Raw genomic sequence first — 22,827 nt, forward strand, 5'->3', positions numbered from 1 at the left:
ACAAACTACCGCCAGTTTTGAGGTTTATGAAGCACCCGGCCATCCGTTTTTAATACCCAAGGTGTAATCGGGTTCAGGTGATAACCGCCCGTATCGGGGCCGCGGGCATCCATCAATTGCTTCAGTGTCGGTTGTGTGTAGCCCGTTTCATCGGTTACCCGGCTACAGATTTCGGTTTCGGCCCCGTCCCAGCGCCAGAAATGCCGAAACCGGACGTGAGCTTTGTCGAGCACAGGTTGCTGCAATTCGGTCACTTTCCACGAGCGCCCCGCGTCGGTACTGACCTCCACCCGAACCACCTTGCCCCGCCCGCTCCAGGCAAGGCCCCGAATCTCGATCCAACCTCGTTCCACCTGTACCGGGTAGGCCGGGTAGGTAATCAGGCTCCGGGCGTCCATCACGAAACTGAACTGCCGGATCTTACCCGGCCCTCCACCGGGGGCGCGTACTGGCTCGGTGTATTTGGACGTTTCCTCGCGGGTGTGCCAGGGGGCGTCGCCCAGCTCAAGGCGACGGAGCCATTTAACGCTCATATTTCCCTCCCAGCCGGGTAAAAACAAACGCACCGGATAGCCTTGTTCGGGCCGGAGCGCTTCGCCGTTCTGGGCATACGCGATGATGGCGTCGTCGAGCCCTTTCTGCACCGGAATACTGCGGGTCATCCGGGCCGCATCGCCCCCCTCGGCCAGAAACCAGGTGGCCGAGGGCTTCACCCCCACCTCCCGAAAGAGGGTCGACAATTTAACGCCTGTCCATTCACTTTGGCTCGTCAATCCGGCAATGTCCTGCGGGCTCATGGTTTCCTTACCCGTCCGAAAATTACCCGAACACTCCAGAAACGCAATCCGCGACACGCTCGGAAACCGCTTCAGGTCGGCCAGTGAAAACACCGTGGGTCGGTGAACCAGCCCGTGAATGGTTAGCTCGTACCGGGCCGGGTCGACCGTGGGTACCCCGTTATGGTGTCGCTCAAAGTGCAGGTCCGACGGAGTGATGATACCGTGAAAATCCTGCAAGGGCGAACGAGATGAAATATCGGAGGGCTTTTTGACCAGCTTCTCAAACGCCGACCGTGTTCCGACCTCACCCGGCGGTAAACCCGGTACGCGGGTCGGATCATCGAGTACGGCCCGTTCGGCTTCCAAAATGCCAATCTGAACCGACGTTGCAGGCCAGCCTTTCGCAAATGCGTTTTGCACCAAAGCCACAGCCGCTGTTGCCGCACCGCCCAGCAGGCTCCGACGGCTCACATGTTGGGTTGTATCTGGTTCGTTTTTCTTCATCGTTTATCGAATTTCGGGGCCACCCCGTCGGTCGTCGGGGACAAACAGCTGCTGGGCGGGCATACGGACGGCCGGCAGCGTTTTAGCGTTGAGCACCGTCTTGGCGTCCATTAGATTATTGGCCGACAGCAGGTAAGCGGTCAGGGCATAGACCTCCCTGTCGGTGAGCGAACCGGGTGCGTTGAAGGGCATGGCCCGCCGGATATAGTCAAATACGGTTGTGGCATAGGGCCAATAATTGCCAATGACGCGCTCGGGCCGTTTGCCAGATGATGCCTGGGCGTCAGCGCCAGCCGTAGCAACGAGGGCACCGTTTGGCCCCCCCGTACCGCCCGACCCGTGACAGGCGGCACATTTGGCCCGAAAAAGGATCGCGCCCTGCTCTGCCGTACCCCAACCCGACGGCAAGCCCACCCCATCAGGGCGTACATCGCTGTCGAGTCGGGCCAGGTGTTGGGCGGATGCAAACCGGCCGAAACCAAACCGACCCGGAATAGAGTCAGATTGCGCAAAGGAGTAGCCAGATTTGGGCGAGGGGTGTTGACCAACCCACCCGCCCAGTCCGACCATGAGCGCGAACAAGAGGCCAATCCGCTTATTCATACGTACCAGCTTCGAGTGTGCTTCGACTGAGTGCGTACGGGCGTTCATAGCGATCGAGCACCACGTAGATGGAATCTTTGTGTTCATTGATACCGCGCAGAATGACCCGTTGACCACCCTTTTGTACCGTATAGGCCAGCACCATTCGGTTGCGTTTTCCGGGTTTGCTCTCCGCCCGGATGCCTTTAGTGCGCCGGGTAGAACGTGCCAGCGGGTGAATTTTGGGGTCTTCCGGGCCGATGACCGTCTGAGCTGCTTTGGGGATGAATGAAACGGCTTCGAGCGAGTCTTTAGCCGCCTGAACTGGGTCGCGTTTTGGGCGAGGCTCGCCGGGGCCCGCCGGCCGGGCACCCTGCCCACCCAGATCCCGGTTGTTCACCAGATATTCGCGGGTGACATTTTCGGATTGGCTCGCCCGGGCACCCCGATTTTTATCCTGCAAATACAGCACGCCATTCACCGTATCGGCTTCGTAATAGAACACCCGCTGCCCACCGGCTACGCCTGTTAGTTCAAACGTCCGGTTGATGTCGCGCATGGGGGCTCCCCCACCATTCGACAAATCCAATTGGACGGGTTTGGCCGTTTTAAACGTCAGCGTGGTCCAATTTTCAAAGGTCGCCTGTTGCCAGCGGAGGGTGTCTGTGGGCGACTCAGGCAGGAGTTGGCCGGTTTCGGGACCGCCGTGGATTCGGAACTCGGTTACGGCGTAGTTGCCCCGCAGCTCTTTAATCCCTTTCTGCGCGGGCTGTTTGTATGGGTCGTACTTCCAGTTGGTCCATTGGAGCCAGAACAGCCAGACCAGAAAAATGCCGAGGGTAGCCGCTTTCAGCCCGATGCGTACATATTGCTGCCAGCCCTTAAAGTTTGGGGCAAAGTACGTTGGCACGACGGGCTGTTCCAGAATGAGTAATTTGTAGAGATCGGCGACGTAATAGACCAGCAGAAAGCCGGATAGCAGCACGAAATACGAACTGTACACATGCACGCCCCCGTCGTAGGCAAAGTTGACGTACACAATGTCGGCCAGGGCTCCAAACAACAACACCGCCCCCCAGAACGTAGTAGCCCGAAAAAACAGGAATGCCCCGGCGGCCACTTCGACCACACCCGTAAACACCTCGTACCAGGGCACAATGCCAATCGACAACCAGTAAATTTTTTGCAGCGTCAGGTCGCCAAAATCGGTATTCAACACGCCCAAAGATGGGTATGGTAACTGGGTGGGCAGCAGTTTGGTGAACCCAAACCCGATAATGCCGATACCCGCGCGGTACCGCACCACCACCCGCAGCCAATAGTAAAGGCGCTCATAATGAGCCGGTTCCACCTTACGCAGCCGAACTACGACCGTCCAGACGGCCCCTACCCCAATGGCAAACAGCAGCGTGATTACCCAAATGGCGTAGCCGTCAAGCGTGCTCCCGAAGATACGATTCCCGAACAGCCCCAGGCCCGACCCGAACCGGGCCAGATCGTAGAAATCGCGGTAGTGCGGGTGTAGCCAGTCGAGGGCGAGGGCATTTTTGTACCAGGCCAGATCATTGGGTAACGACATGGCGATGAAAAACACGAACGCAATTCTGAACAGGATTTTCTGGCCTTCGGTCCAGGAATGGCCGGGCACAGATGCAGAAACCGGCGGATTTAGGGGCGTAGCAGCCGCCGAAGTCGGTTTTCTTAAACCGAGTTCGATTTGTTCAGGCGTGATTGGATAGGTTGCCATGAGTCTGTCAGTTAAAGAGTGAGTGAGCCGCGCCGACCAGCCTTAGCGGCTTCGTGCTGCAGGTATTTTTTGTCCACTTTCACCAGAGTAGCCTCCACCCGGTGCCCTTCCGAATCGGTGCCCTGGAGTGTAAGCCGATTGTTAGCCGATCGGGTCAGTCGTAACCGGAGCTGGTCGGTAGCGTGATGGGGGTTAGCGTTTTGTAGGGTCAGCTCGCGTCGGGCAGCATCGGTTGTGTACCGGTAGTAATGCCGCCCCTGCGAGCCCGCCAGTTCGTAATCACTTTGGGCAGCCCCAGCGGGTAGCTCCTCCGTCGAAACATGGTGGATCGTTACCGGGCGATTCGAACGGATGCTGAGCGTATTCCAGGGCTCAAAAACCACATCCTGCCAGCGGCTCGGGTGCGTTTTTGCGTAAGGAATAACCTGTCCATCCTGCTTAAACGTCTCTACCCGGTACAGCCCTACCACACCATCGGCCCGCAGGCCGGGCGTTTGTGGGTACCGAATGTTACGGGGTGTAAGCGCCGTTGTGAACCCGTACAAACCCACAACCAAAGCCAAAAATGCCCCTTTCAGCCCATAGCGAGCCGCTCTTGGAATAGTCGATAAATCGAGAAAATCCCGATTGGGTCGGGCTGGGCGTTCGAGCGACACAAGGCGGAACAGCCGTACGGCATCGTGCCCAAACAGAAACAGACCAAACGTGACCAACAGCCCGCTGTACACGTACTCCCCACCCTCATAGGCGAGGTTCGAGAAAAATACATTCCCCAAAAATGGCAGCAGAATCAGGGTGCCGATGGCGGTAGTTTTGCGATGAAGCAACAACAAACCGCCCAGCACCTCGACCCCACCCAGAAATGCCTGATACCCCGGCACAACCCCGAGCGAGAGCGAAAATAGTTTCCAGGCCGAATGATCGCCGTAGGCTGTATTGAGGCTACTGAGTGACGGTAGCGGGGCCTGAATCGGAAACAGTTTGAGGAAACCGTAGGCAATCACAGCCCAGGCAAGTCGGTACCGAACGGCCACCCGCACCCAGGCATACACGCGCCCATCTGTTTCGGAATTCGTCGGGCGTTGTCCCCAGACAAAAGTGCCAATTCCGGCCAGTAGCACCACTACTCCCCAATTAGCAAACGTATCGGCTGAACCGAAAAACGAGGGCGAATACCGCGACAGGTTAAAGAGCCAACGCGTAAAGGCATAGGCGGCCGTATCGCCCGACCAATCGAAGAGGTTCGTAAAAAATCGGACGTCGATCGGCAACAGTTGGATGGCTACATACAGCACCACAAACCGGAGTGCGGTGGTCTGGATAAATGAGATCTTCATGACGACAAGGGTTTAGTAGCCAGGGTTTTGTTCGAGTGCCTTATCAGAAAGCAGTTGCTGAATGGGCAGGGGCATGAGATACCGGTTCGGGTCGGTCAGGTTGAACACGGCGGGGGCGCGGCCCGTCCGGACAATGTCGAACCAGCGATGCGGCTCCAGCGCAAACTCAACACGACGTTCATTTTCTATCGCCAGCAACAACGCTTCGGACGTAGCCACGGCCGAGGTGGGGAGCGGGGCAAGCCCCGCCCGTTCGCGAACGGCGTTGAAGTCAGTCAGAGCGTCGGCAAGCTTATTTTGCTGGGCACGGGCCTCGGCCCGGATCAGATACGCTTCGGCAATTCGGAAAATGTACGACGGGTCGGAGGCCGGGTTGCGGTAGTACAGCGTACCGTACGCGCGGTTCTGATTGTCGCGGGCTACCAGCACAGATCGGTTGCCGCCGATAGCCGGGTTGTTCAGCAAGGCCACCAGCGCGTCGTTGGGTGCCCACTGCCGGGTGCCACCAGCCGTTTGGGGTTGCCACTGATTCCGGTGGGTGTTCACTTCGGTAGTACCATTGTAGAAAATCTCCCAAACCGACTCATGCGTGCCCCGGGCGTCGTTCTGGAAAAAGGCGCCAAACGGACGCAGGAGCCGGTAATTGGTCGAATCACCGACTAAACGGCCCGCGAAATCCTCGGCTTTTGCCCAGTCTTTGTTGTACAGAAAATAGCGTGCTTTGAGGGCAAATACCGTTTTGCGGGTCACGTTGTACCGGTCGGTGGTGAGCGGCAACAGCGGCTCGGCGGCCTCCAGATCCCTGAGCACCTGCGCGTAGGTTTCCGCCAACGTAGCCCGCCGGATGCCAGCATTATCCGTAGGGCCAAGGGTTGGCTTCGTGATAATAGGCACCCCGCCCCAGGTCCGGGCCAAATCGAAATAAGCCAGCGCCCTAATAGCATAGGCCTGCCCCAGATAGGCATTTCGAAGGGCTGGAGTCAGGGCCGGATCGGTCACGGCGGGCACTTTATCCAGCACATTGTTAGCCCGGTTGATGGTCCGGTAAATGGCAATCCAGGCCGAGCTGAGGGTTGCGTTTTCGGCGCTTACCCGCTTGTTGATAAACTCCTGCACTTGTGACTGCGAACCCGTCCAGGCGATGTTGTCGCCCGACAGGTAGCCGATACTCGGAAAACTCGTACCATAGTAGCCCGCATCGGCCAGGGCGCTGTACACACCCCGCAGGGCCGTCAGTGCCGAGGTTTGGTCCTTGATGGTTACCGCATCGGAGATGGATTCGAGCGGTTTGACGTCTAAAAAGGTTTGGCAGGCACTAACCGCCAACCCAACGCCCAGCAGAGCGATGTATTTGATTCGTTTCATGAGGTCGGAAATGTTAGAATGTAAGGCTTATGCCACCCTGAATACCAATAGGCTGTGGAGGAGTGCCCAAATCAATACCTTGCGCGTTGGGGTCGCTGCTCGCCGATGATTCAGGGTCGAGACCCGTGTAGCGGGTGAGGAGCCAAAGATTGGTTCCCACGGCGTAGATACGCAGATTTTGCAGGCCAACCTTTGTGGTCAGCTCTTTCGGTAAGGTGTAGCCCACCGTCAGCGACCGTAGCCGCAAAAACGAGCCATCTTCGAGCCAACGGCTCCCGCCGTCGCGGTAGTTGTTTACGTTGATTCCGTCGGTTCGGGGCACATCGGTCACGTCGCCGGGTTTCTGCCAGCGGACCAGATTAGAGGCAAAAATGATCCGGGCGGCATCGCGGGCCCCGCCCCCTTCACCGAAGAATCGGTTGTGGTTATAAATCTGGTTGCCGTACTGAAACGCAAAGAACAGGTTTACATCGAACCCTTTGTAGGTCAGGTTATTAGTGAGCCCACCGAAGAATTTAGGCCAGATACTCCCAAGCAATTGCCGGTCGGCCACGGTGATTTGCCCGTCTTTATTTACGTCGTCGTACACGGCATTGCCGGTTTGCGGGTCCACGTACAACTGCTTGTACACCCAGAACGAGTACAGCGGAGAGCCCTCCTGTTGCAGGATAAGATCGCGACTACCGTACCGAAGGGGGTTGGGTAAGCGCTCAATGCGGTTTACATTACGGGCAATGTTGAAACTGGTGCTCCAGGTCAGGTTGCCGCGCTGTACATTGACCGTTGAGAGTGATAGTTCGAAGCCCCGGTTGCTGATTTCAGCGGCATTGCTCCAATACTGGCTGAAGCCGGTTGTAGCGGGCAGGGCCAGTTGAATCAGGCCATTAGTGGTCAACTTACGGTACAGGTTCAGCTCAAAACGTACACGCTCGTTCAGAAGGCCCAGGTCGAGGCCGAGGCTGCTTTGCCCGGTGCGCTCCCACTGCAAATCGGGGTTGCCCAGTTGCTGGGGTGAAATACCCGGATTACCCTGATACCCCGTGCCGCCGGTCCACAACCCCTGAGCGGCAAAATTGCCAATGCCGTTCTGATTGCCGGTTACGCCCCAACTGCCCCGGAGTTTAAGGTCGCTGATGAGGGAGACGTTTTGCAAAAAGGGCTCCTGTTTGATACGCCAGGCTGCCCCAATGGCGGGAAAATACCCCCATTTTCGGTCGGTCCCGAACCGGCTGCTGCCGTCGGCGCGCAGGCTAACATCGAACAGGTACTTACCCCCGAAATTGTAGTTAGCCCGGCCGAAAAATGACGCCAGCGTGTTCTTACTCCAGCTTTGCGATGCAGCCGTGGTCGCTGCCGACGAAATCTGGGTGAAATCATTGTTGGCAAAACCCCGTCCTTCGGCGTAGGTGCGGGTGAGAACATCGCTCTGTAAGGTGTTGCCCACCAGCAAACCAACGTTGTGTCTGGCACCAATCCGAACGCGGTACGAGAGTGTTTGCTCGTTTAGCCAGGTCGTAAACTGACTCACGCTGGAGGTCGCCAACCCATTCGGGCTGCCCGAAATCAGGAGCGAATTCCAGTACTCCGACTCGTTGTAATTGTTGTAATCGATGCCCCAGCTGCTCCGAAATTTTAGCCCGGGCAACAGCTCGGCGTCGGCGTAGAGGTTACCGATGTAGCGTAGGCTGGTGGTGTTGACATCGTAATTTTGGAGCAGCAGCGTCAGGTTATCAAAACCGGCCCGGCCCACCAACACGCCCTGTTCATTGACCGGCGACAGGTACGTTGGCGTATGCAGAGCCGCTTGCAGCAATCCACCCGCCGGGCCATCGCCAGCCCGTGCCTGATTCCGATACGTGCGCGAAAAGGTATTGCTCACCCCAATCTGCACCTTATCGCTAACCTGTTGATCGAGATTGACTTTGAAATTAGCCCGATCGAACGTGATGGGCCGGATGATGGCTTCCTGACTATTGAAACCCGCACCGATGTAGTATTTGGTGGTTTGGGTTCCGCCCGACAGGGCAATGTCGTAATTCTGCAATCGGGCCGTCCGAAACAGTTCGCTCAGGCGGTCGTAGGTTTTCTGCTCTTCGGGTAGGCCGCGCCCACCCTCCGCAACCGGCCTGAACGGCCGATTAGAAAACGTGCGGTTCAGCGATGGGGTATCTTTTCCCGTGTTGATCCACCATTCATTCACGAGTTCAGCATGTTGGGGGCCGGTTGTCAGGTCCCACAATTTGGCCGCCCGCGCAGCCCCAACCGATGCATTGACGCTAATGGTGGGCTTCTGACCGAAATTACCCCGCTTGGTTGTGACCAGGATAACCCCGTTGGCCCCGCGCGAGCCGTAGAGTGCCGTAGCCTCGGCGTCTTTCAGAATCTCGATGCTTTCAATATCAGCGGGGTTCAGGTCGGCAATGGGCGAGGTTGCTTTGCCTCCTGTGCCGATAGTTTGCAGGCTATTGCCGTTGATAAACACCCCGTCGACAACGTAGAGTGGGTCGTTGCTGCCATTAATGGAGGTAGCTCCCCGTACCCGGATGTTTGTTCGTTCGCCCGGTACGCCCGTCGCCGACGAAATCTGTACGCCCGGCACCTTTCCCTGCAACTGTTGATCGAAACTGCCTACCGGGATTGATTTTGTTTCGGATGGGTCTATTTTGGTGACCGAGCCGATCAGGTTTTTACGCTCCTGCGTGCCGTAACCAACCACAATTACCTCACCCAGTTGGGCCGACGATTCGCGCAGGGTAACGTTCAGCTTCGTTGAACCGCCAACCTCTTCAACCCGAGCCTGCCCCCCCTCGTAGCCGATCGACGAGAAAATGAGCAGTTGACCGGGGCCCGCTTCAATCGAGTACTGTCCGTTGGCGTCGGTCACCGTGCCCCGCTGCTGCCCCTGAATAATCACATTGACGCCGGGGATTGCCTCCCCTTTGTCGGACCGGACGGTTCCGGTGATTCGTGCCGACGGCTGCCCAATTGTGGGCCGCCCATTCGAGGGTCGCCCGTTCGTGTTTTCGGACGTCGTTTGTGCCAACAAACGACCCGACAGTAGTAGACAGACTACTACAAAAAGTACGCGTTTTTGCATTACTTTGTACTGGTTACGTGAAAAATGAGGTCTGTCCGACATAGTCGGCTGCCAAGACCTTGTTTTTAAGCCAGCCGGGACGGTTGCCGCCGTTCCGGCTTTTTTGTTCCCCATCCAGTGGTTGCCGCCAACAGAATTGGGCTTTACGCTACTCAACGCTAACAAATGCCCCAGCGAACGCAAGGGCCGCCTGGAAACTTAACCTCTCTGGCGTGACGCCGTGGGTGATCCAATATTCTGATCCGACCAGAATTTGAAAAGACAAAAGCGAATAGGCGAGCCAATTGATTTCCATACCTCAGATACCTAAAAGACCTTTTCTCCCTATAGTCCTGCTGTTAGATAGACTATTAGTACTTATAATCTATTGATTTTATAGATTTATGCAAATAAAGGGTATGATTGGGGAAGGCTGCAAATTTTTATTCTTGTTTTTTTCGTATCGGCTGTGGCTACTTCAATCGCACATGACTGTACATACAAAGCGTATCCGTGAAGACAAGATGTACTTAATACTTTCGTATTCAATATTTTAAAAATGTCTGGATATTTCTCCGCGTTATCTTTTTGGCGTTGGGAGCGGTCTCAGTTTAGCTTAGAATGCAATTTTTCTCGTCGCATGCATTTCCTGTCTGACCAAGACAAATGATAATAAAGGTTTCCTCGCTGTGCACTCTGCTCAGCTCTATTTGGCTTGCTGCATCAGCGTAGAACATACAAACAACCGAGGCTACACTAAACAACTATATTCAGGGGGTCGGCGAAAAGGGGGCTTTTACCTAAAGAGACTGCACTGAACCTACCGGATGGGATGGTTACGGGCGAGACTAATTAACGTGAGTTATGGATAATGCGCACTGTACAACCCCTGTCCTACAAGTAGTTGCTACACATGGGCCTTCGACAGCCAGTATCCATAATTCACGTTAATTAATAATGATTTCATACCAACCTGTGCCTGCGCCGGGTGTTTTTTTGTACGAAGAACCCCGACTAAGCCATCCATCACTCACAAATTAGGCAATTGTGCTTACCGGCAATCTAAAATAAAACGCGGCACCATCCGTAACCTCAGCGTCGAGGCCGATTTGACCGTGCATACTCCCGATAAACTCACGCGAAATGGCAAGCCCGAGGCCTGTTCCTCCCGATTGTCCCGCCTGTTCGGGCACTTTAAAATACCGTTCGAAAACAAGCGGCTGGTGTTCAGGCCGAACGCCAACGCCGTAATCACGCACCTTGAATTGAACCCTATTTTCGTCCGCCAACAGCGCAACACTCACCTCGACTATGCCCTCATTTGCGCTGTGGCGAATAGCGTTTGACAAGAAATTGACAAGCACCCACGACGCTTTTTCGGCATCGGCCAGCACCGGTGGCAAACCGTCGGGCACTGACTCCACAATCCTGAGCTGCTTCTGTTCGGCCTGAAGGCGTAGCGCATGCATTGCGTAGTGTACAATATCCGCTGGCGCAACCGGCCGTAGTTTCAACTGAATCTGCCCCGATTCTACCTGAGCCATATTCAGCAGTTCGGCCGTCAGGTTCAGGAGTCGGTCGGCATCGGCGCGAACGTGGGCCAGCAGGCTCTGTTGCTCGGTGTTTAAGGCACCTACCCGCGCATCTTCGAGTAGTTTCAAACTCATTTTGATGCCCGCCAAGGGGGTCTTCAGCTCGTGTGAAACCGTGGCTATGAAGTTAGTCTTGGCGAGGTCAAGCTCTTTGTACGAAGTCACGTTTTCGAGCACAATCACGTACCCAGCCAGTTCGGCGCTCACTTCACCCGTGCGGGTTACTTCAACCCGGTGCGTACGCCGATGGTAGTACCCTTCTTTTCCACGCCCCTCGGCACTATCAGGCGCAGGGTCGTAGATTTTCAGGAGTGCCCGACCGTCACGAGCGGTGTTATCCATGGCAACGTCCGGCTCGCTCATCACATCCTGAATCAGCGTACGTAACAAATCGTTCTGGGCTGCCAGATCGGGCGCATAGCGACCCAGTAGGGCCGACTGCTCGGCTCCCAGCAACCGGCACGCTACGTTGTTCACAAACAGGATCCAGCGGTTCTCGTCGAGGCCAATAATGCCTTCGCTCATAATTTGAATGAGCGTTTCGATACGCCGTTTTTCGTGGAGTACCTGGGCCAGATTAGAGTGTTCGAACTCGTCGAGCTTCTGGGCCATCGAGTTAAACGATCGGGCCAGTTCGCCAAACTCATCTTCGGACCGAAAATGAAGTCGCTCTTCAAAATTACGACTGGCCACCTCCCGAATTCCCCGTGTCAATTCGCGGAGGGGGTTGGCTATATAGCCGGGGAAATTGATGATAAACGAAAACAGGACCAGAAAACTGGCTGTACCCACGAGTGCCAACCATTTGAGTGCTTGCCGGGAGGTTTCTTTCGCCGTTTCGTTTTTGCGAATCATAGCCTGCCGGTTCAGATCGGCAATGGTCAGTAAACTTTGTTCGATTCGGCCTACAGTCAGCGAATCCGTTGCGCCCCTACGGTACTGGTCAAATGCACGTCGTAACAAACGCGTTGCCCGACCCTCACTTACTTCCGTCACGTTGGCCTCCTGGCCACTCAGAGCGGTTTCAAAATCGGTTAGCGCGTCGGGGTTTGGCCGGTCGGTTAGGGCGCGTTGCATGGCACTGACATACTCCAGCGAAATGTAATTGTCCTGCAATATGGCCCCGGCATCACTCGATACCCGGTTGAGATAATAAGCACTCAGGCCGCCCAGCATCAGCAGAATGACGAACAAAAACGTCAGAGCGAGCGATATTTTGGTTTTGATGCTCATGATAAAATAATCAGATCGGTATCAGATTCCGACAAGCGATTCAGCAAGCGGTTAAACGCAAACGTCCGCCAGATTACCTGTACCAGATTAACATGCGGTTTGCCCATACAAACCGTGGTAACGCCCCGTTGCTGCACCTCCTGCATAATGCATTCGACCACATCGGTACCTTTCACCTGTACTACTTCGGCCCCCAGCTCGGTGGCCAGTTTAAGGTTGTTGATCAAGTGACGCTGTACATCGAGCCGGATTTGATCGGGGGCTTCGGCGGGCGTTTGCACGTACAGCACGTACCAGCGTGAGTTGTAATAAGCCGCCAGCCGGGCCGTTTTGCGAATCACGCGCCGGGCCACCTCGGCACTACTGCTGATGGCCGCCAGAAACCGCTCCGGCCGACTCACGCCATTCGGCGTCAACAGGGTATCAATTTTGCGTTCAACGGCCGAGGCCACTTCGCGCAGGGCAAGTTCGCGGAGCTGGAGAATTTTTTCGGGTTGAAAAAAATGGTTCAGGGCAGTTTGCACCTTGGCCGGGTCATAAATTTTACCCTCCCGGAGCCGGGTGATTAGTTCGTCGGCGGTCAGGTCAATATTCACAACCTCATCGGCGAGTTGAAGCACGCGGTCGGGTACGCGCTCGGTTACGTCGACGCCCGTAATGCCACGCACCTCATCGTACAAACTTTCAATATGCTGAATGTTGACCGCTGAGATGACGTTGATGCCCGCGTCCAGAATTTCGAGCACATCCTGCCAACGTTTTTCATGTTTGGAACCGGGAATGTTGGAATGCGCCAGTTCATCGACAATGACCAGTTCGGGGTGCCGGTTCAGAATGGCCTGCGTATCCATTTCCTCCAGCTGACGCCCTTTGTAAAATAATCGCCGTCGCCCAATTTGGGGTAATCCCGGCACAAGTGCTTCGGTCTCGGCCCGGCCGTGGGTTTCGATAAATCCAATCGCGACATCAAACCCGCTCCGCAGCAATGTGTGCGCTTCCTGCAACATCCGGTACGACTTACCCACCCCCGCACTCATCCCGATATAGACCTTAAACTTACCCCGGCGCGACTCGCGGAGGAGGTTCAAAAATCGTTCGGGCGCACCGGTGCGGTTTGGGTCGTTTGGGTTCATGTCGGTGGCGAACTTAGTAGCAGGTTCTCGCTTAAAAGGAAATAGCCAGGCTCGTTGTCAGGCTAACGTTCGTTGGTGTCAGGCCGTTTTTCGATTCGAAAATAGCAGTTCGGCTCTGGTACGCTTTCCCTTCGATACGCCAAAGAGCGTTCGGCCAGATGGCGTAGTCGTAGTTGAGAGAGTACCCCCAGGTTTGAAAACCGGGTATGCCGATGATAACCGCCCGGTTGTCGTCGTAGTACTCAATCCGCCCGGCCGCATACGTTTTGTCTGTTATCTGGTAACGGGCAATCAGCGCGGGCGAAAGCCAGACGTTGTACCCCGCAACACGTTCACCAGTCTGTCGAACAAACGGCTTTTGCTCCATGCCGATATCGAAGCCCAGAATCACGCCAAGCCGGTTGGTCGGGTTCAGTATGGCGTAGAAGTTATTGAAAAATCGTCCCTGCCGCAACGAGTCGGGCCGGTCGGAGCCAAGAAAACTACTCCAGTTCAGCGTGACCCTGGTGTTGGGGCGGTACTGCACCTGCCCCGAGAAAGCCATCCCTCCGCGACCGGGCACTTTCCGAATACGTTGCCAGCCATTGGCTACCATGCCCAGCACCGTCCAGCGGTTGTTTGGCGAGTTGTACGTGACTTTAGCCCCGGCCAGATAATACGGCGAATTTTCGGCCATCAGACTCCGGGTGAGTGTCCAGCAATCTTTCGAAATGGCGCTTTCGAAGCCAATATGCGAGGTAAAAATGCCCGCGTCGAACCAGAGGAGGCCCGTTTTCGAGAGTTTCACCCCGGCGTTGGCTTCCAGAATAGTTTTCACCAGCTCCTGCTCGGCTGCGTAATTGTGTTGCGCATACGTACCCGCCTGCAACGCCAGGTTAGCGCGCACCGGCCCATCGGCATACGCCAGCTTTGCATACGCCAGATTGATATTCACCTCGCGGTTGCGCCGGTGGTTGTACAGAAAACCCGGCCGTTCAGGAGCGACTTTGGGGGCCGTGAAATCATGGGCGTAATAGGCTTCCACATACCCACTGAGTACCAGCGGGGACGGAGCCACAACGGCACTACGCCCGGCAGAATCGACCCGCTGCCGGAGGGTATCAGGCGTCATTTTAGTCGATACCTGCGCATAGGCCTTCAACCCAACGGTCATCAGCACGGCCGTACAAATAATAGGTTTCATCATTTTTCTTTCCCCAACCAACCGGGCCGGATACACTTCCCATTCATATCATTTACAGAGCGTCGAGCGCCACATTCAATTTGAGCACATTCACACGAGCCGGTCCAAACAAACCGAACAATGGCCCCTCGGTGTGGGCATCAACCAACGTATTTAATCGATCCACGGAGATGCCTCGCACCCGCGCAATCCGGGCAACCTGAATTTTAGCGGCTCCGGGCGATAAGTCAGGGTCGAGCCCCGAACCCGAAGCCGTCACCAGCTCAACCGGTATATCTGCCCTGCGAATGTCTGGATTATGCACCAGAAACGTGTCGATGCGGGCCTGAACCTGTTTCAGGTATTCCGGGTTTGAAGGCCCCTTATTCGACCCACCCGAACCGGCCGCGTTGTAGCCCACCGCCGAGGGGCGTGTGTTAAAGTAACGATCGTCCCTAAACGACTGGCCAATCCGGGCAAAGCCGACCACTTTACCGTTTGCTATGACCGTTTCGCCGGCTCCACCACCCGGCGTAAACCGGGCAAAACCAGCTACCAGCAACGGATACACCACCGAAAGTAAAACCAGCATCACGCCGGTCAGGCGTATAGCGGGAGAAAAATGCTTTTTCATAGTATGTAGAAAACTGATAATCAGAAAAACAACCCAACCACCACATCAATTAGCTTGATCCCCACAAACGGCACCACAACTCCACCCAATCCGTACACGAGCAGGTTGCGCCGGAGCAAGGCACTCGCCCCAATGGGCTTGTAGGCCACCCCGTGCAGGGCCAATGGAATCAACAACGGGATAATGAGCGCGTTGAACAGCACCGCCGACAGAATGGCCGACTCGGCCGAGTGCAACCGCATGATATTCAGGGCCTGTAAGCCCGGAATGGAGGTGATGAACAAAGCGGGTACAATGGCGAAATACTTGGCCACGTCGTTGGCAATGCTGAACGTAGTTAGTGTACCCCGCGTTATAAGCAACTGCTTTCCAATCTCCACCACTTCAATAAGCTTGGTCGGGTCGTTGTCGAGGTCGACCATATTGCCAGCCTCCTTGGCGGCCTGCGTGCCTGAGTTCATGGCCACCCCCACATCAGCCTGCGCCAGGGCGGGGGCGTCGTTGGTACCGTCGCCCATCATGGCTACCAGTTTGCCATTTGCCTGCTCCTGCCGGATATAGTGCATTTTATCTTCGGGTTTGGCCTCGGCGATGTAGTCATCAACCCCCGCTTTTTCGGCAATAAAACGAGCCGTAAGCGGGTTATCGCCCGTGACCATTACGGTTTTAACCCCCATCTTACGGAGTCGCTCAAAACGCTCGGCGATCCCCGGCTTGATAATATCCTGAAGCTCGAGTACGCCCATCACCTGTTCATTTTCGGTCACTACGAGCGGAGTGCCTCCGTTAGCCGCAATCGACTTCGCCTGCTCATCCGTTGCCGCCGGAAACTCGTTTCCGGCCTGTTCGACCAACGAACGGATTGCGTCGAGCGCCCCCTTTCGTATCCGCTGGGTACCCAAATCGATCCCCGACGAGCGCGTCTGGGCCGTAAACTTGATGGGTTTTGCGCCCCGTGTGCTGAGCTGGGGCATTAACTCAGCACCGAACTCCCCCGTGCGAGCCAGCTCAAGGATTGACTTCCCTTCAGGTGTTTCGTCGGCCAGCGAGCTGAGTGCACTCGCCCGTACCATATCGACAGGCAATACCCCCGGTGCCGGGTAGAAATGGGTGGCCCGGCGGTTGCCAATCGTGATTGTGCCCGTTTTGTCGAGCAGAAGGGTGTCAATATCGCCCGCAGTTTCTACCGCCCGCCCCGACTTGGCAATTACGTTGGCCCGCAGCGCACGGTCCATGCCTGCAATGCCAATGGCGGACAACAGCCCCCCAATGGTGGTGGGAATGAGGCAAACAAACAGGGCAATCAGGGCCGCCACGGTCATGGGTGTATGGGCATATTCGGCAAAGGGTTTAAGGGTTACACAGACAATGATAAAAATGAGCGTAAACCCGGCCAGCAGAATCGTCAGGGCGATTTCGTTGGGCGTTTTCTGGCGCGATGCCCCTTCGACCAGCGCAATCATTTTATCCAGAAACGACTCACCGGGCTGGGTAGTTACTTGAACGCGGATGTAGTCCGTCAGCACTTTGGTGCCGCCCGTCACGGACGACTTATCACCACCGGCTTCGCGGATGACCGGAGCCGATTCCCCCGTAATGGCCGACTCATCAATAGTAGCTAACCCCTCGATAATATCCCCGTCGGCCGGAATAATGTCGCCCGGTTCGCAGATAAACACATCCCCTTTCTGCAACCGTGCCGATGAAACAAGGGTATATTCATTCCCCGACGGGTTATTTCCTCGGCCTGCTACCACGATTTTAGCGGGTGTCTCCTGCCGGGTTTGCCGGAGTGATTCGGCCTGCGCTTTGCCCCGCGCTTCGGCGATGGCTTCGGCAAAATTGCCAAACAATACCGTCAGCAACAGAATCCCGCTAACCAGCGCGTTATAGATCAGTGAGCCCTGCGTACTATCGCCCGACAGAGCGATGTAGCCGGTTACGAGAAACATGATGAGCGTACCGATTTCGACGGTGAACATGACCGGATTCTTAATCAGTGAAACCGGGTTTAATTTGACAAACGACTCCCGAATCGCTGAACGCAGCACGTGGTGCCGGAACAGGTTGGGAGCGGATTGATTCTGAACCATTTTGTTATTTTTGAAAAAACGGAAGCTATACAGACGTACAATATGAGTCTGGGTGCGTTCGCCTAACGAGCTACGGGTCTGGGCAAAACGGCCCACAAACGAGTAGGCATTCTCGGAAACGAAGACGATTTAGTGAGTGCTTTTTGTTTCTATCAGAAGCACCACGGCTAACTACCTGGGCGTAAAGTACTCCGCCAGCGGCCCCAGCACCAGAACCGGGAAAAACGACAGAGCGGTAATAATCAGAATAACGGCCAGGGTCATCAACCCAAACGTTGCCGTGTCGGTAGGTAATGTCCCCGAGGTTGCCGGTACGTATTTCTTGCTTGCCAGTAGCCCAGCCACTGTCAGCGGCCCGATAATCGGGATAAACCGACCCAGCAACAAGACAAACCCCGTGGCCACATTCCAGAACAGTGTGTTGTCGGTCAGGCCTTCAAACCCGGACCCATTGTTGGCATTCGCAGAGGTAAATTCGTACAGCATCTGGGTAAAGCCGTGATAATGATCGGCATGGCTGGCATTCGACGCGTCGTGGACAGATACGAGCGGGCCAACTGCTTCGGGGTGCTGTACCACCAGCCAGGCAGCCAGCGCGGTACCGCCTTTGATCAACAGGGTGCTCAGCAACGCTACGAGCGAGGCAATTTTGATTTCGCGCGCTTCAACTTTCCGACCAAACAGTTCGGGGGTGCGGCCAACCATCAGACCGGCAATGAACACCGCAATGATGAGGTAGTAGAAGTAGTTCAGGAAACCAACACCACAACCGCCGTAAAACGCGTTGGTCATCATACCCAGCAATTGGAAGGCACCCGATAAAGGCATGGATGAGTCGTGCATCGAATTAACCGAACCCGTCGAAATTGCCGTGGTTGCTATACTCCAGTATGCCGACGATAACGGGCCGAATCGCACCTCTTTCCCCTCCATCGCGCCGGTCGGTTGCGCCAGGCCAAGGTTAGCCAGTGCCGGACTCCCGCTATACTCGGTCATCAGCGTCGGAATCACCAACAGCAAAAACCCGGTGGTCATCACCCCGAACACAACCCAGATAAAGCGTCGGCGGTTGGTCAAGTAGCCGAAAGCCAACAGGAGGGCAATAGGCAGCAGAACCTGCGCCATCAACACGACCATATTGGTGCCGTACGTGGGGTTTTCGAGTGGGTGCGCCGAGTTAGCGCCGAAGTACCCACCCCCATTGGTACCGAGGTGTTTGATGGCAATGACAGCAGCTGCTGGCCCCCGCGAAACATGAACCGTGTCGCCCTCCATCGAGACAAACTGGCCTCGCCTGTCGAGGCTGGCAGGAACGCCATTCAGCGTCAGAAAAAAGGCAAGAATAAGCGAGCCGGGCAACACAATGCGGGTAATGGCCCGGGTGAAATACACATAAAAATTGCCTGATATCTCTGTGCGCTCAGGCCGGAATGCCCGCACCATGAGCAACAGAGCCGCGATGCCCGTGGCCGCCGACACAAACATCAGAAAGTTAATGACGCCCAACTGGGTCAGGTACGTCAGGCCTGTTTCACCCGCGTAGTGTTGCAGGTCGCAATTGACCATGAAACTGATTGCGGTGTTAAAGGCTAAATCGGGCGTCATGGCCGGATTCCCGTCGGGATTCAGGGGCAGTTTGTCCTGAAACAGCAGCATAAAAAACGCGTACACAAACCACAAAGCATTGATTGTGAGCAGGGCCACCAGGTTTTCTTTCCAGCTCATTTGCCGATCGGGGTCGATGTCGGCAAAACGAAAAATCAGTCGTTCAAGGGGAGCCATAAAGCCCATTGCCGGGCGGGAATTTGGTTCGGGCTTTTCCCGAAAACAGGAAGCGATAAACCGCCCGAGCGGTACAGCCAGCAGTAGGGTCGCAAGGTAGGTGACCACCACGCCGATTAGTTCGGTATTCATACTAAAGAAAGAAGTAGTTGGGGCAGACAGCCCGATTCAGAAGCGTTCGGGGCGAAGGAGTACGTACAGCATGTAGGCGAACACCAGCAGCGCCAGAATAAACAGGGAGGTCAGCATGGTCAGATTTTTTCGAACCACTCGATGGCCTTGTAAAAAAGGGCGAAGCAAAGCAGCGCCGACACGAGCAAAAGCAAACAGGTAGCCATAGCGTGTTTCAGATTGGTTGGTTATGCCAGTTCAGAGGCCAACAAGCGTTCCATTTTGCTCCACGCCAAACTAAAAAAACAGCAACCTCCTGACCCACAACACAATAAAACCCGCCTTCATTGCCAGAAGACGGGCCCAAAGCCGGTTATTTCTTTCATTTTGAAAACGCATTTTTTCAAAATGAAAAAAGCAGTTCTGCCAAGCCGCCCTTACTCAATACCGTATTCGTCGATTTTGCGGTACAGCGTCGTAAGGCCAATACCCAGCAAACGGGCGGCCTCCGGTTTGTGTCCCGCTGTTTGGCGCAGCACCCGCCGGATATGATTCTTCTCCACGGTGGAAAGCCGGAGAGCTGTCTCGTCTGACGCGGTTGCTCCCATAGCGGTTTCGAACGGCAACAAATCGGGAGTCAGCACCACCGAGCCATCCGGCTGAGGATCAGACAGGATCACGGCCCGTTCAATGACATTCTTCAACTCGCGGATATTGCCTCGCCAGGTGTGGGTTTGCAGTTGTCGACCAAAACCCGGATCGATACGGAGGTTGCGCCGACCCATTTTAGCGCCAATCTGTCGGGCAAACTGTTCAGCCAGCAGCACCACATCATCGGGTCGTTCGCGGAGGGGCGGCAACGGAATGGTAAACACCGACAAACGATAGTACAGATCGAGTCGAAACGTACCGGCTTCCGCTTCGGTCTGCAAGCCTCGGTTGGTGGCGGCAATCACCCGAACATCGGTTTTGGTCGGTTTGGTATCGCCCACGCGCAGATACTCGCGGGTTTCGAGTACACGCAGGAGCTTCGTTTGCAAGTCAAGAGGTAGCTCTCCAATTTCATCCAGAAACAGAGTTCCTTTGTCGGCTTCGGCGAAAAGGCCTTTCTGATCGCGCATGGCCCCGGTAAAAGCGCCCGCCCGGTGGCCAAACAGCTCACTCTCCAGAATGTCTTTGCCAAGCGCCCCGCAGTTGACAGCCACAAACGGCCCCGTGCTCCGGGCGCTACCGTAGTGTATGGCCTGCGCAAATACCTCTTTACCCGTGCCGGTTTCGCCCGTAAGCAGTACGGTAGCATCCGTCACGGCCACTTTACGGGCAAGGTCTACAGCCTGCCGGATAGCGGTCGATTCGCCGATGATGGTGCCAAAACCGTGGGTGCGATTCATGCGCTGCTCAAGTGCCTGGATCCGAAATTGCAGGTTGGCCTTGTCGACAGCCCGACTCAGCAGGGGTAAAATCCGGTCGTTATCGTCGCCCTTGGTGATATAGTCGAAGGCCCCGTTTTTTATGGCCGTAACGCCATCGGCAATGGTACCGTAGGCGGTGAGCAAAATGATTTCGGTGGCTGGATACAGCTCTTTGAGTTGCGCCGTCAGGTCGATACCACTTTTATCGGGCAGCTTTACGTCACAAATTACCACCTGCACCGATTCTCGTTCGAGGATTTTCAGGCCGGTTCGGGCGTCGTCGGCTTCGAGCACAAGGTAGCCTTCCAGTTGAAGCATCCGGGCCAGCAGTGTCCGCAGGCGGGGTTCGTCGTCGATGATGAGGATGGTAGCAGACAAAATAAACTCGATTCGGGCTAACGCTGGGTAGCGGGTAATATTTGCCGGGGCAAGCTACTCAAAAAAACAAACGGAGACCCTACCATTCCGGAAGGGTTTAAGCCAATTCAACCGACCGGTTGGTAACCCTCCTCCGATCGAAACCCGAAAGGTTTGGCATTGGTCTACTCACACCCATACTTACTCACCAGAATGCAGACTTACTAAAAATGTGTATTATTGACTCACAGACAACCATTTGCCCCATCCAGCCATGCTACGCATTCATCTTCTACTGGCAGTTGCCTTGTATTATTCGTCGTCCGGGTTCGCGCAGAGCTTCAAAATTCAGCTTACCAAAGCCACGCTCGCAGCCAAACAAGACCCGTTTGTGGTGTATCAGGTTCAATTTAAGGTAGTGAGTGGCACCGTTCAAAACCGGTCTGAATTTAGCCTTGTTCGCAACGGGGCTCTAAAAGGCTACGCGCAGCTCGAACTCGCCGAACCCCTGTCGGCGGGGCAGTCGACCCGATACGACGAGGTCTTGTATGTGTTGGGGGATGGCGTATCGGCCGGGCAAACGCTCGGCTCGCATGATTTGGCAAACCCAACCGTGCCCGCTAACCGAACGTTTTCGTTTAAAACCACCACAGCTTTTCTGGGCGATGGGGCCAATGAATATTTCACAACCATCAGCAACCCAAAGGGGACACTGAAAATAGGTGACCTGCTGGAATATCAGAACTTCAAAGGGCAGCGCGGTCAGGGTAAGATTAAGGAGATTGTGGTTGCCCAGAAGCTACGCCCTACAGTACTTATGGACGGCCTACCCGCCAATACGCCGGTTAGCCTGGCGATCGTGGCCAACCAGGCAACTGATTTCTCCGACGCTACGGTTACCTCGGCTGGTGGATTAGGTGCCGCCCCCGCAACCGCCAATACGGGCACTACGCCAACCGTGACGGGCAAGACCCAAACGATACCGGTCAATGCTATTCTGCAAAACGACGAGATCAGGATAACAGTGCACAACCTGACCAAGTTTAACCCCGACCCGGCTACCCGGCAATATGACCTTATCAAAGTGGATTACTCGCTCGATTATTACGTGGTGGACGCGACGTTCGAAAACATCTCGTCGCACCCTGTTGACGCGGGTGAGTACCTCTTACGGCTCAATTTCTTTTCGGCCGACGGCAAAAGTGCCGACGAGTTTCTGCGGCTTTTCAAAAAGCAAAACGGATCGGCCAATGACGCCCAAACGCAAGCCGACGCCTTTGATCAGCTTGGCCTCGGTGGCACGAGCAAAATCAGGGTTGCCCCGGTTTTGGTGAAGTATCAGACCATGATTCCTGATTACGAGAAAACCCACAAACCCGTGGTGGACGCACTGAATGGCACCATGAAGCCGGGTCAGAAACTTCACAGCATTGTGGCAACCATGATGGGCGTACCACCGACGTACAGAATGGAAGGAATCGGCACATGGAAGGGTACGGTGTTGAACAAAAAGAATCTCCTTTTCGCACCAATCAAATGACGTGTACACCTAACGGTTAGTGGCTTTGAACCCACCTGCCCTCTTCGTTTACTCCGCGCGACCCGGATTTGATCCGGGTCGCGTTTTTTTATGAATAAAGGGCTTCATCATGGACATAACGGCCTTTTTAGGCGAAAATGTAACATACGTGTTAATCCATGAAACGTGTGTGTTAGCGCACCAGAGGTCCAGGGCCGTACTTGCGGGCACAAACCAACCTACTCAAACCAGTTGTCTTACGAGTCCTCCTCCCTCATGGCCGGGCAGCTCCCGTTGCTCCGCCGTCTTACTCTTTTTCTAAACCCCAAGTGTATGAACCCTTTAATCCAACGCGTATGAAACCGAACCTTTACCTCTTACTTTTTTTGCTGACCCTTGGCGTGTCTCT

Annotated in this window: 15 protein-coding genes; 1 reads left to right on the forward strand and 14 read right to left on the reverse strand. The window is 55.4% G+C overall.

Annotation, left to right across the window (positions count from 1 at the left end):
* Nucleotides 1-5 precede the first annotated feature (5 nt).
* From soxC to RUDLU_RS0125700, 14 genes are all read right to left on the reverse strand, one after another.
* Entirely contained in the window at nt 6-1,283 is a 1,278-nt protein-coding gene (gene soxC / locus RUDLU_RS28345; protein WP_019991314.1) for a sulfite dehydrogenase, read from the reverse strand.
* Nucleotides 1,284-1,286: 3 nt separating this feature from the next.
* A complete protein-coding gene (locus RUDLU_RS0125635; RefSeq protein ID WP_019991315.1) occupies nt 1,287-1,886 on the reverse strand; it encodes a c-type cytochrome in 600 nt (199 codons plus the stop codon).
* On the reverse strand, nt 1,879-3,612 hold the full coding sequence (locus tag RUDLU_RS0125640; protein WP_027303383.1) for a hypothetical protein: 1,734 nt from the start codon (nt 3,610-3,612) through the stop codon (nt 1,879-1,881). Before RUDLU_RS0125640 ends, RUDLU_RS0125635 begins: the two co-directional genes overlap by 8 nt.
* An 11-nt stretch (nt 3,613-3,623) precedes the next feature.
* Entirely contained in the window at nt 3,624-4,949 is a 1,326-nt protein-coding gene (locus tag RUDLU_RS0125645; RefSeq protein ID WP_019991317.1) for a hypothetical protein, read from the reverse strand.
* A 12-nt stretch (nt 4,950-4,961) separates the two neighbouring features.
* The gene (locus RUDLU_RS0125650; protein WP_019991318.1) at nt 4,962-6,314 is read right to left on the reverse strand and encodes a RagB/SusD family nutrient uptake outer membrane protein; all 1,353 of its coding nucleotides are present in this window, start codon (nt 6,312-6,314) and stop codon (nt 4,962-4,964) included.
* 13 nt (nt 6,315-6,327) lie between these two features.
* Nucleotides 6,328-9,411, reverse strand: a complete 3,084-nt coding sequence (locus RUDLU_RS0125655; RefSeq protein WP_019991319.1) for a SusC/RagA family TonB-linked outer membrane protein — start codon at nt 9,409-9,411, stop codon at nt 6,328-6,330.
* Nucleotides 9,412-10,427: 1,016 nt separating this feature from the next.
* Nucleotides 10,428-12,215: a HAMP domain-containing sensor histidine kinase gene (locus RUDLU_RS0125660; RefSeq protein ID WP_019991320.1), complete on the reverse strand. Its 1,788-nt coding sequence runs from the start codon at nt 12,213-12,215 to the stop codon at nt 10,428-10,430.
* Nucleotides 12,212-13,348, reverse strand: coding sequence for a histidine kinase (locus tag RUDLU_RS0125665; RefSeq protein WP_019991321.1), 1,137 nt, complete (start codon nt 13,346-13,348; stop codon nt 12,212-12,214). Before RUDLU_RS0125665 ends, RUDLU_RS0125660 begins: the two co-directional genes overlap by 4 nt.
* 31 nt (nt 13,349-13,379) lie before the next feature.
* Complete coding sequence (locus tag RUDLU_RS0125670; RefSeq protein ID WP_019991322.1) at nt 13,380-14,531, reverse strand: outer membrane beta-barrel protein; 1,152 nt, start codon at nt 14,529-14,531, stop codon at nt 13,380-13,382.
* A gap of 52 nt (nt 14,532-14,583) precedes the next feature.
* Nucleotides 14,584-15,144 (reverse strand): K(+)-transporting ATPase subunit C, encoded by a 561-nt coding sequence (locus RUDLU_RS0125675; protein WP_027303384.1) that lies wholly within the window; start codon nt 15,142-15,144, stop codon nt 14,584-14,586.
* Between the two features lie 20 nt (nt 15,145-15,164).
* Nucleotides 15,165-17,237 carry a potassium-transporting ATPase subunit KdpB gene (gene kdpB, locus RUDLU_RS0125680; protein WP_027303385.1) on the reverse strand — a complete coding sequence of 691 codons (2,073 nt, stop codon included), beginning with the start codon at nt 17,235-17,237 and terminating at the stop codon, nt 15,165-15,167.
* Between the two features lie 171 nt (nt 17,238-17,408).
* Nucleotides 17,409-19,151, reverse strand: a complete 1,743-nt coding sequence (kdpA, locus tag RUDLU_RS0125685; RefSeq protein WP_019991325.1) for a potassium-transporting ATPase subunit KdpA — start codon at nt 19,149-19,151, stop codon at nt 17,409-17,411.
* A 36-nt stretch (nt 19,152-19,187) separates the two neighbouring features.
* Nucleotides 19,188-19,289, reverse strand: a complete 102-nt coding sequence (locus tag RUDLU_RS28350) for a potassium-transporting ATPase subunit F (protein WP_245581724.1) — start codon at nt 19,287-19,289, stop codon at nt 19,188-19,190.
* 278 nt (nt 19,290-19,567) lie between these two features.
* Nucleotides 19,568-20,920 (reverse strand): sigma-54-dependent transcriptional regulator, encoded by a 1,353-nt coding sequence (locus RUDLU_RS0125700; RefSeq protein WP_019991326.1) that lies wholly within the window; start codon nt 20,918-20,920, stop codon nt 19,568-19,570.
* 253 nt (nt 20,921-21,173) lie between these two features.
* Here RUDLU_RS0125700 and RUDLU_RS0125705 point away from each other — a divergent pair, with 253 nt between their 5' ends.
* Entirely contained in the window at nt 21,174-22,439 is a 1,266-nt protein-coding gene (locus tag RUDLU_RS0125705; protein ID WP_019991327.1) for a hypothetical protein, read from the forward strand.
* Nucleotides 22,440-22,827 lie beyond the last annotated feature (388 nt).

Source organism: Rudanella lutea DSM 19387 (assembly GCF_000383955.1).
GTDB lineage: Bacteria > Bacteroidota > Bacteroidia > Cytophagales > Spirosomataceae > Rudanella > Rudanella lutea.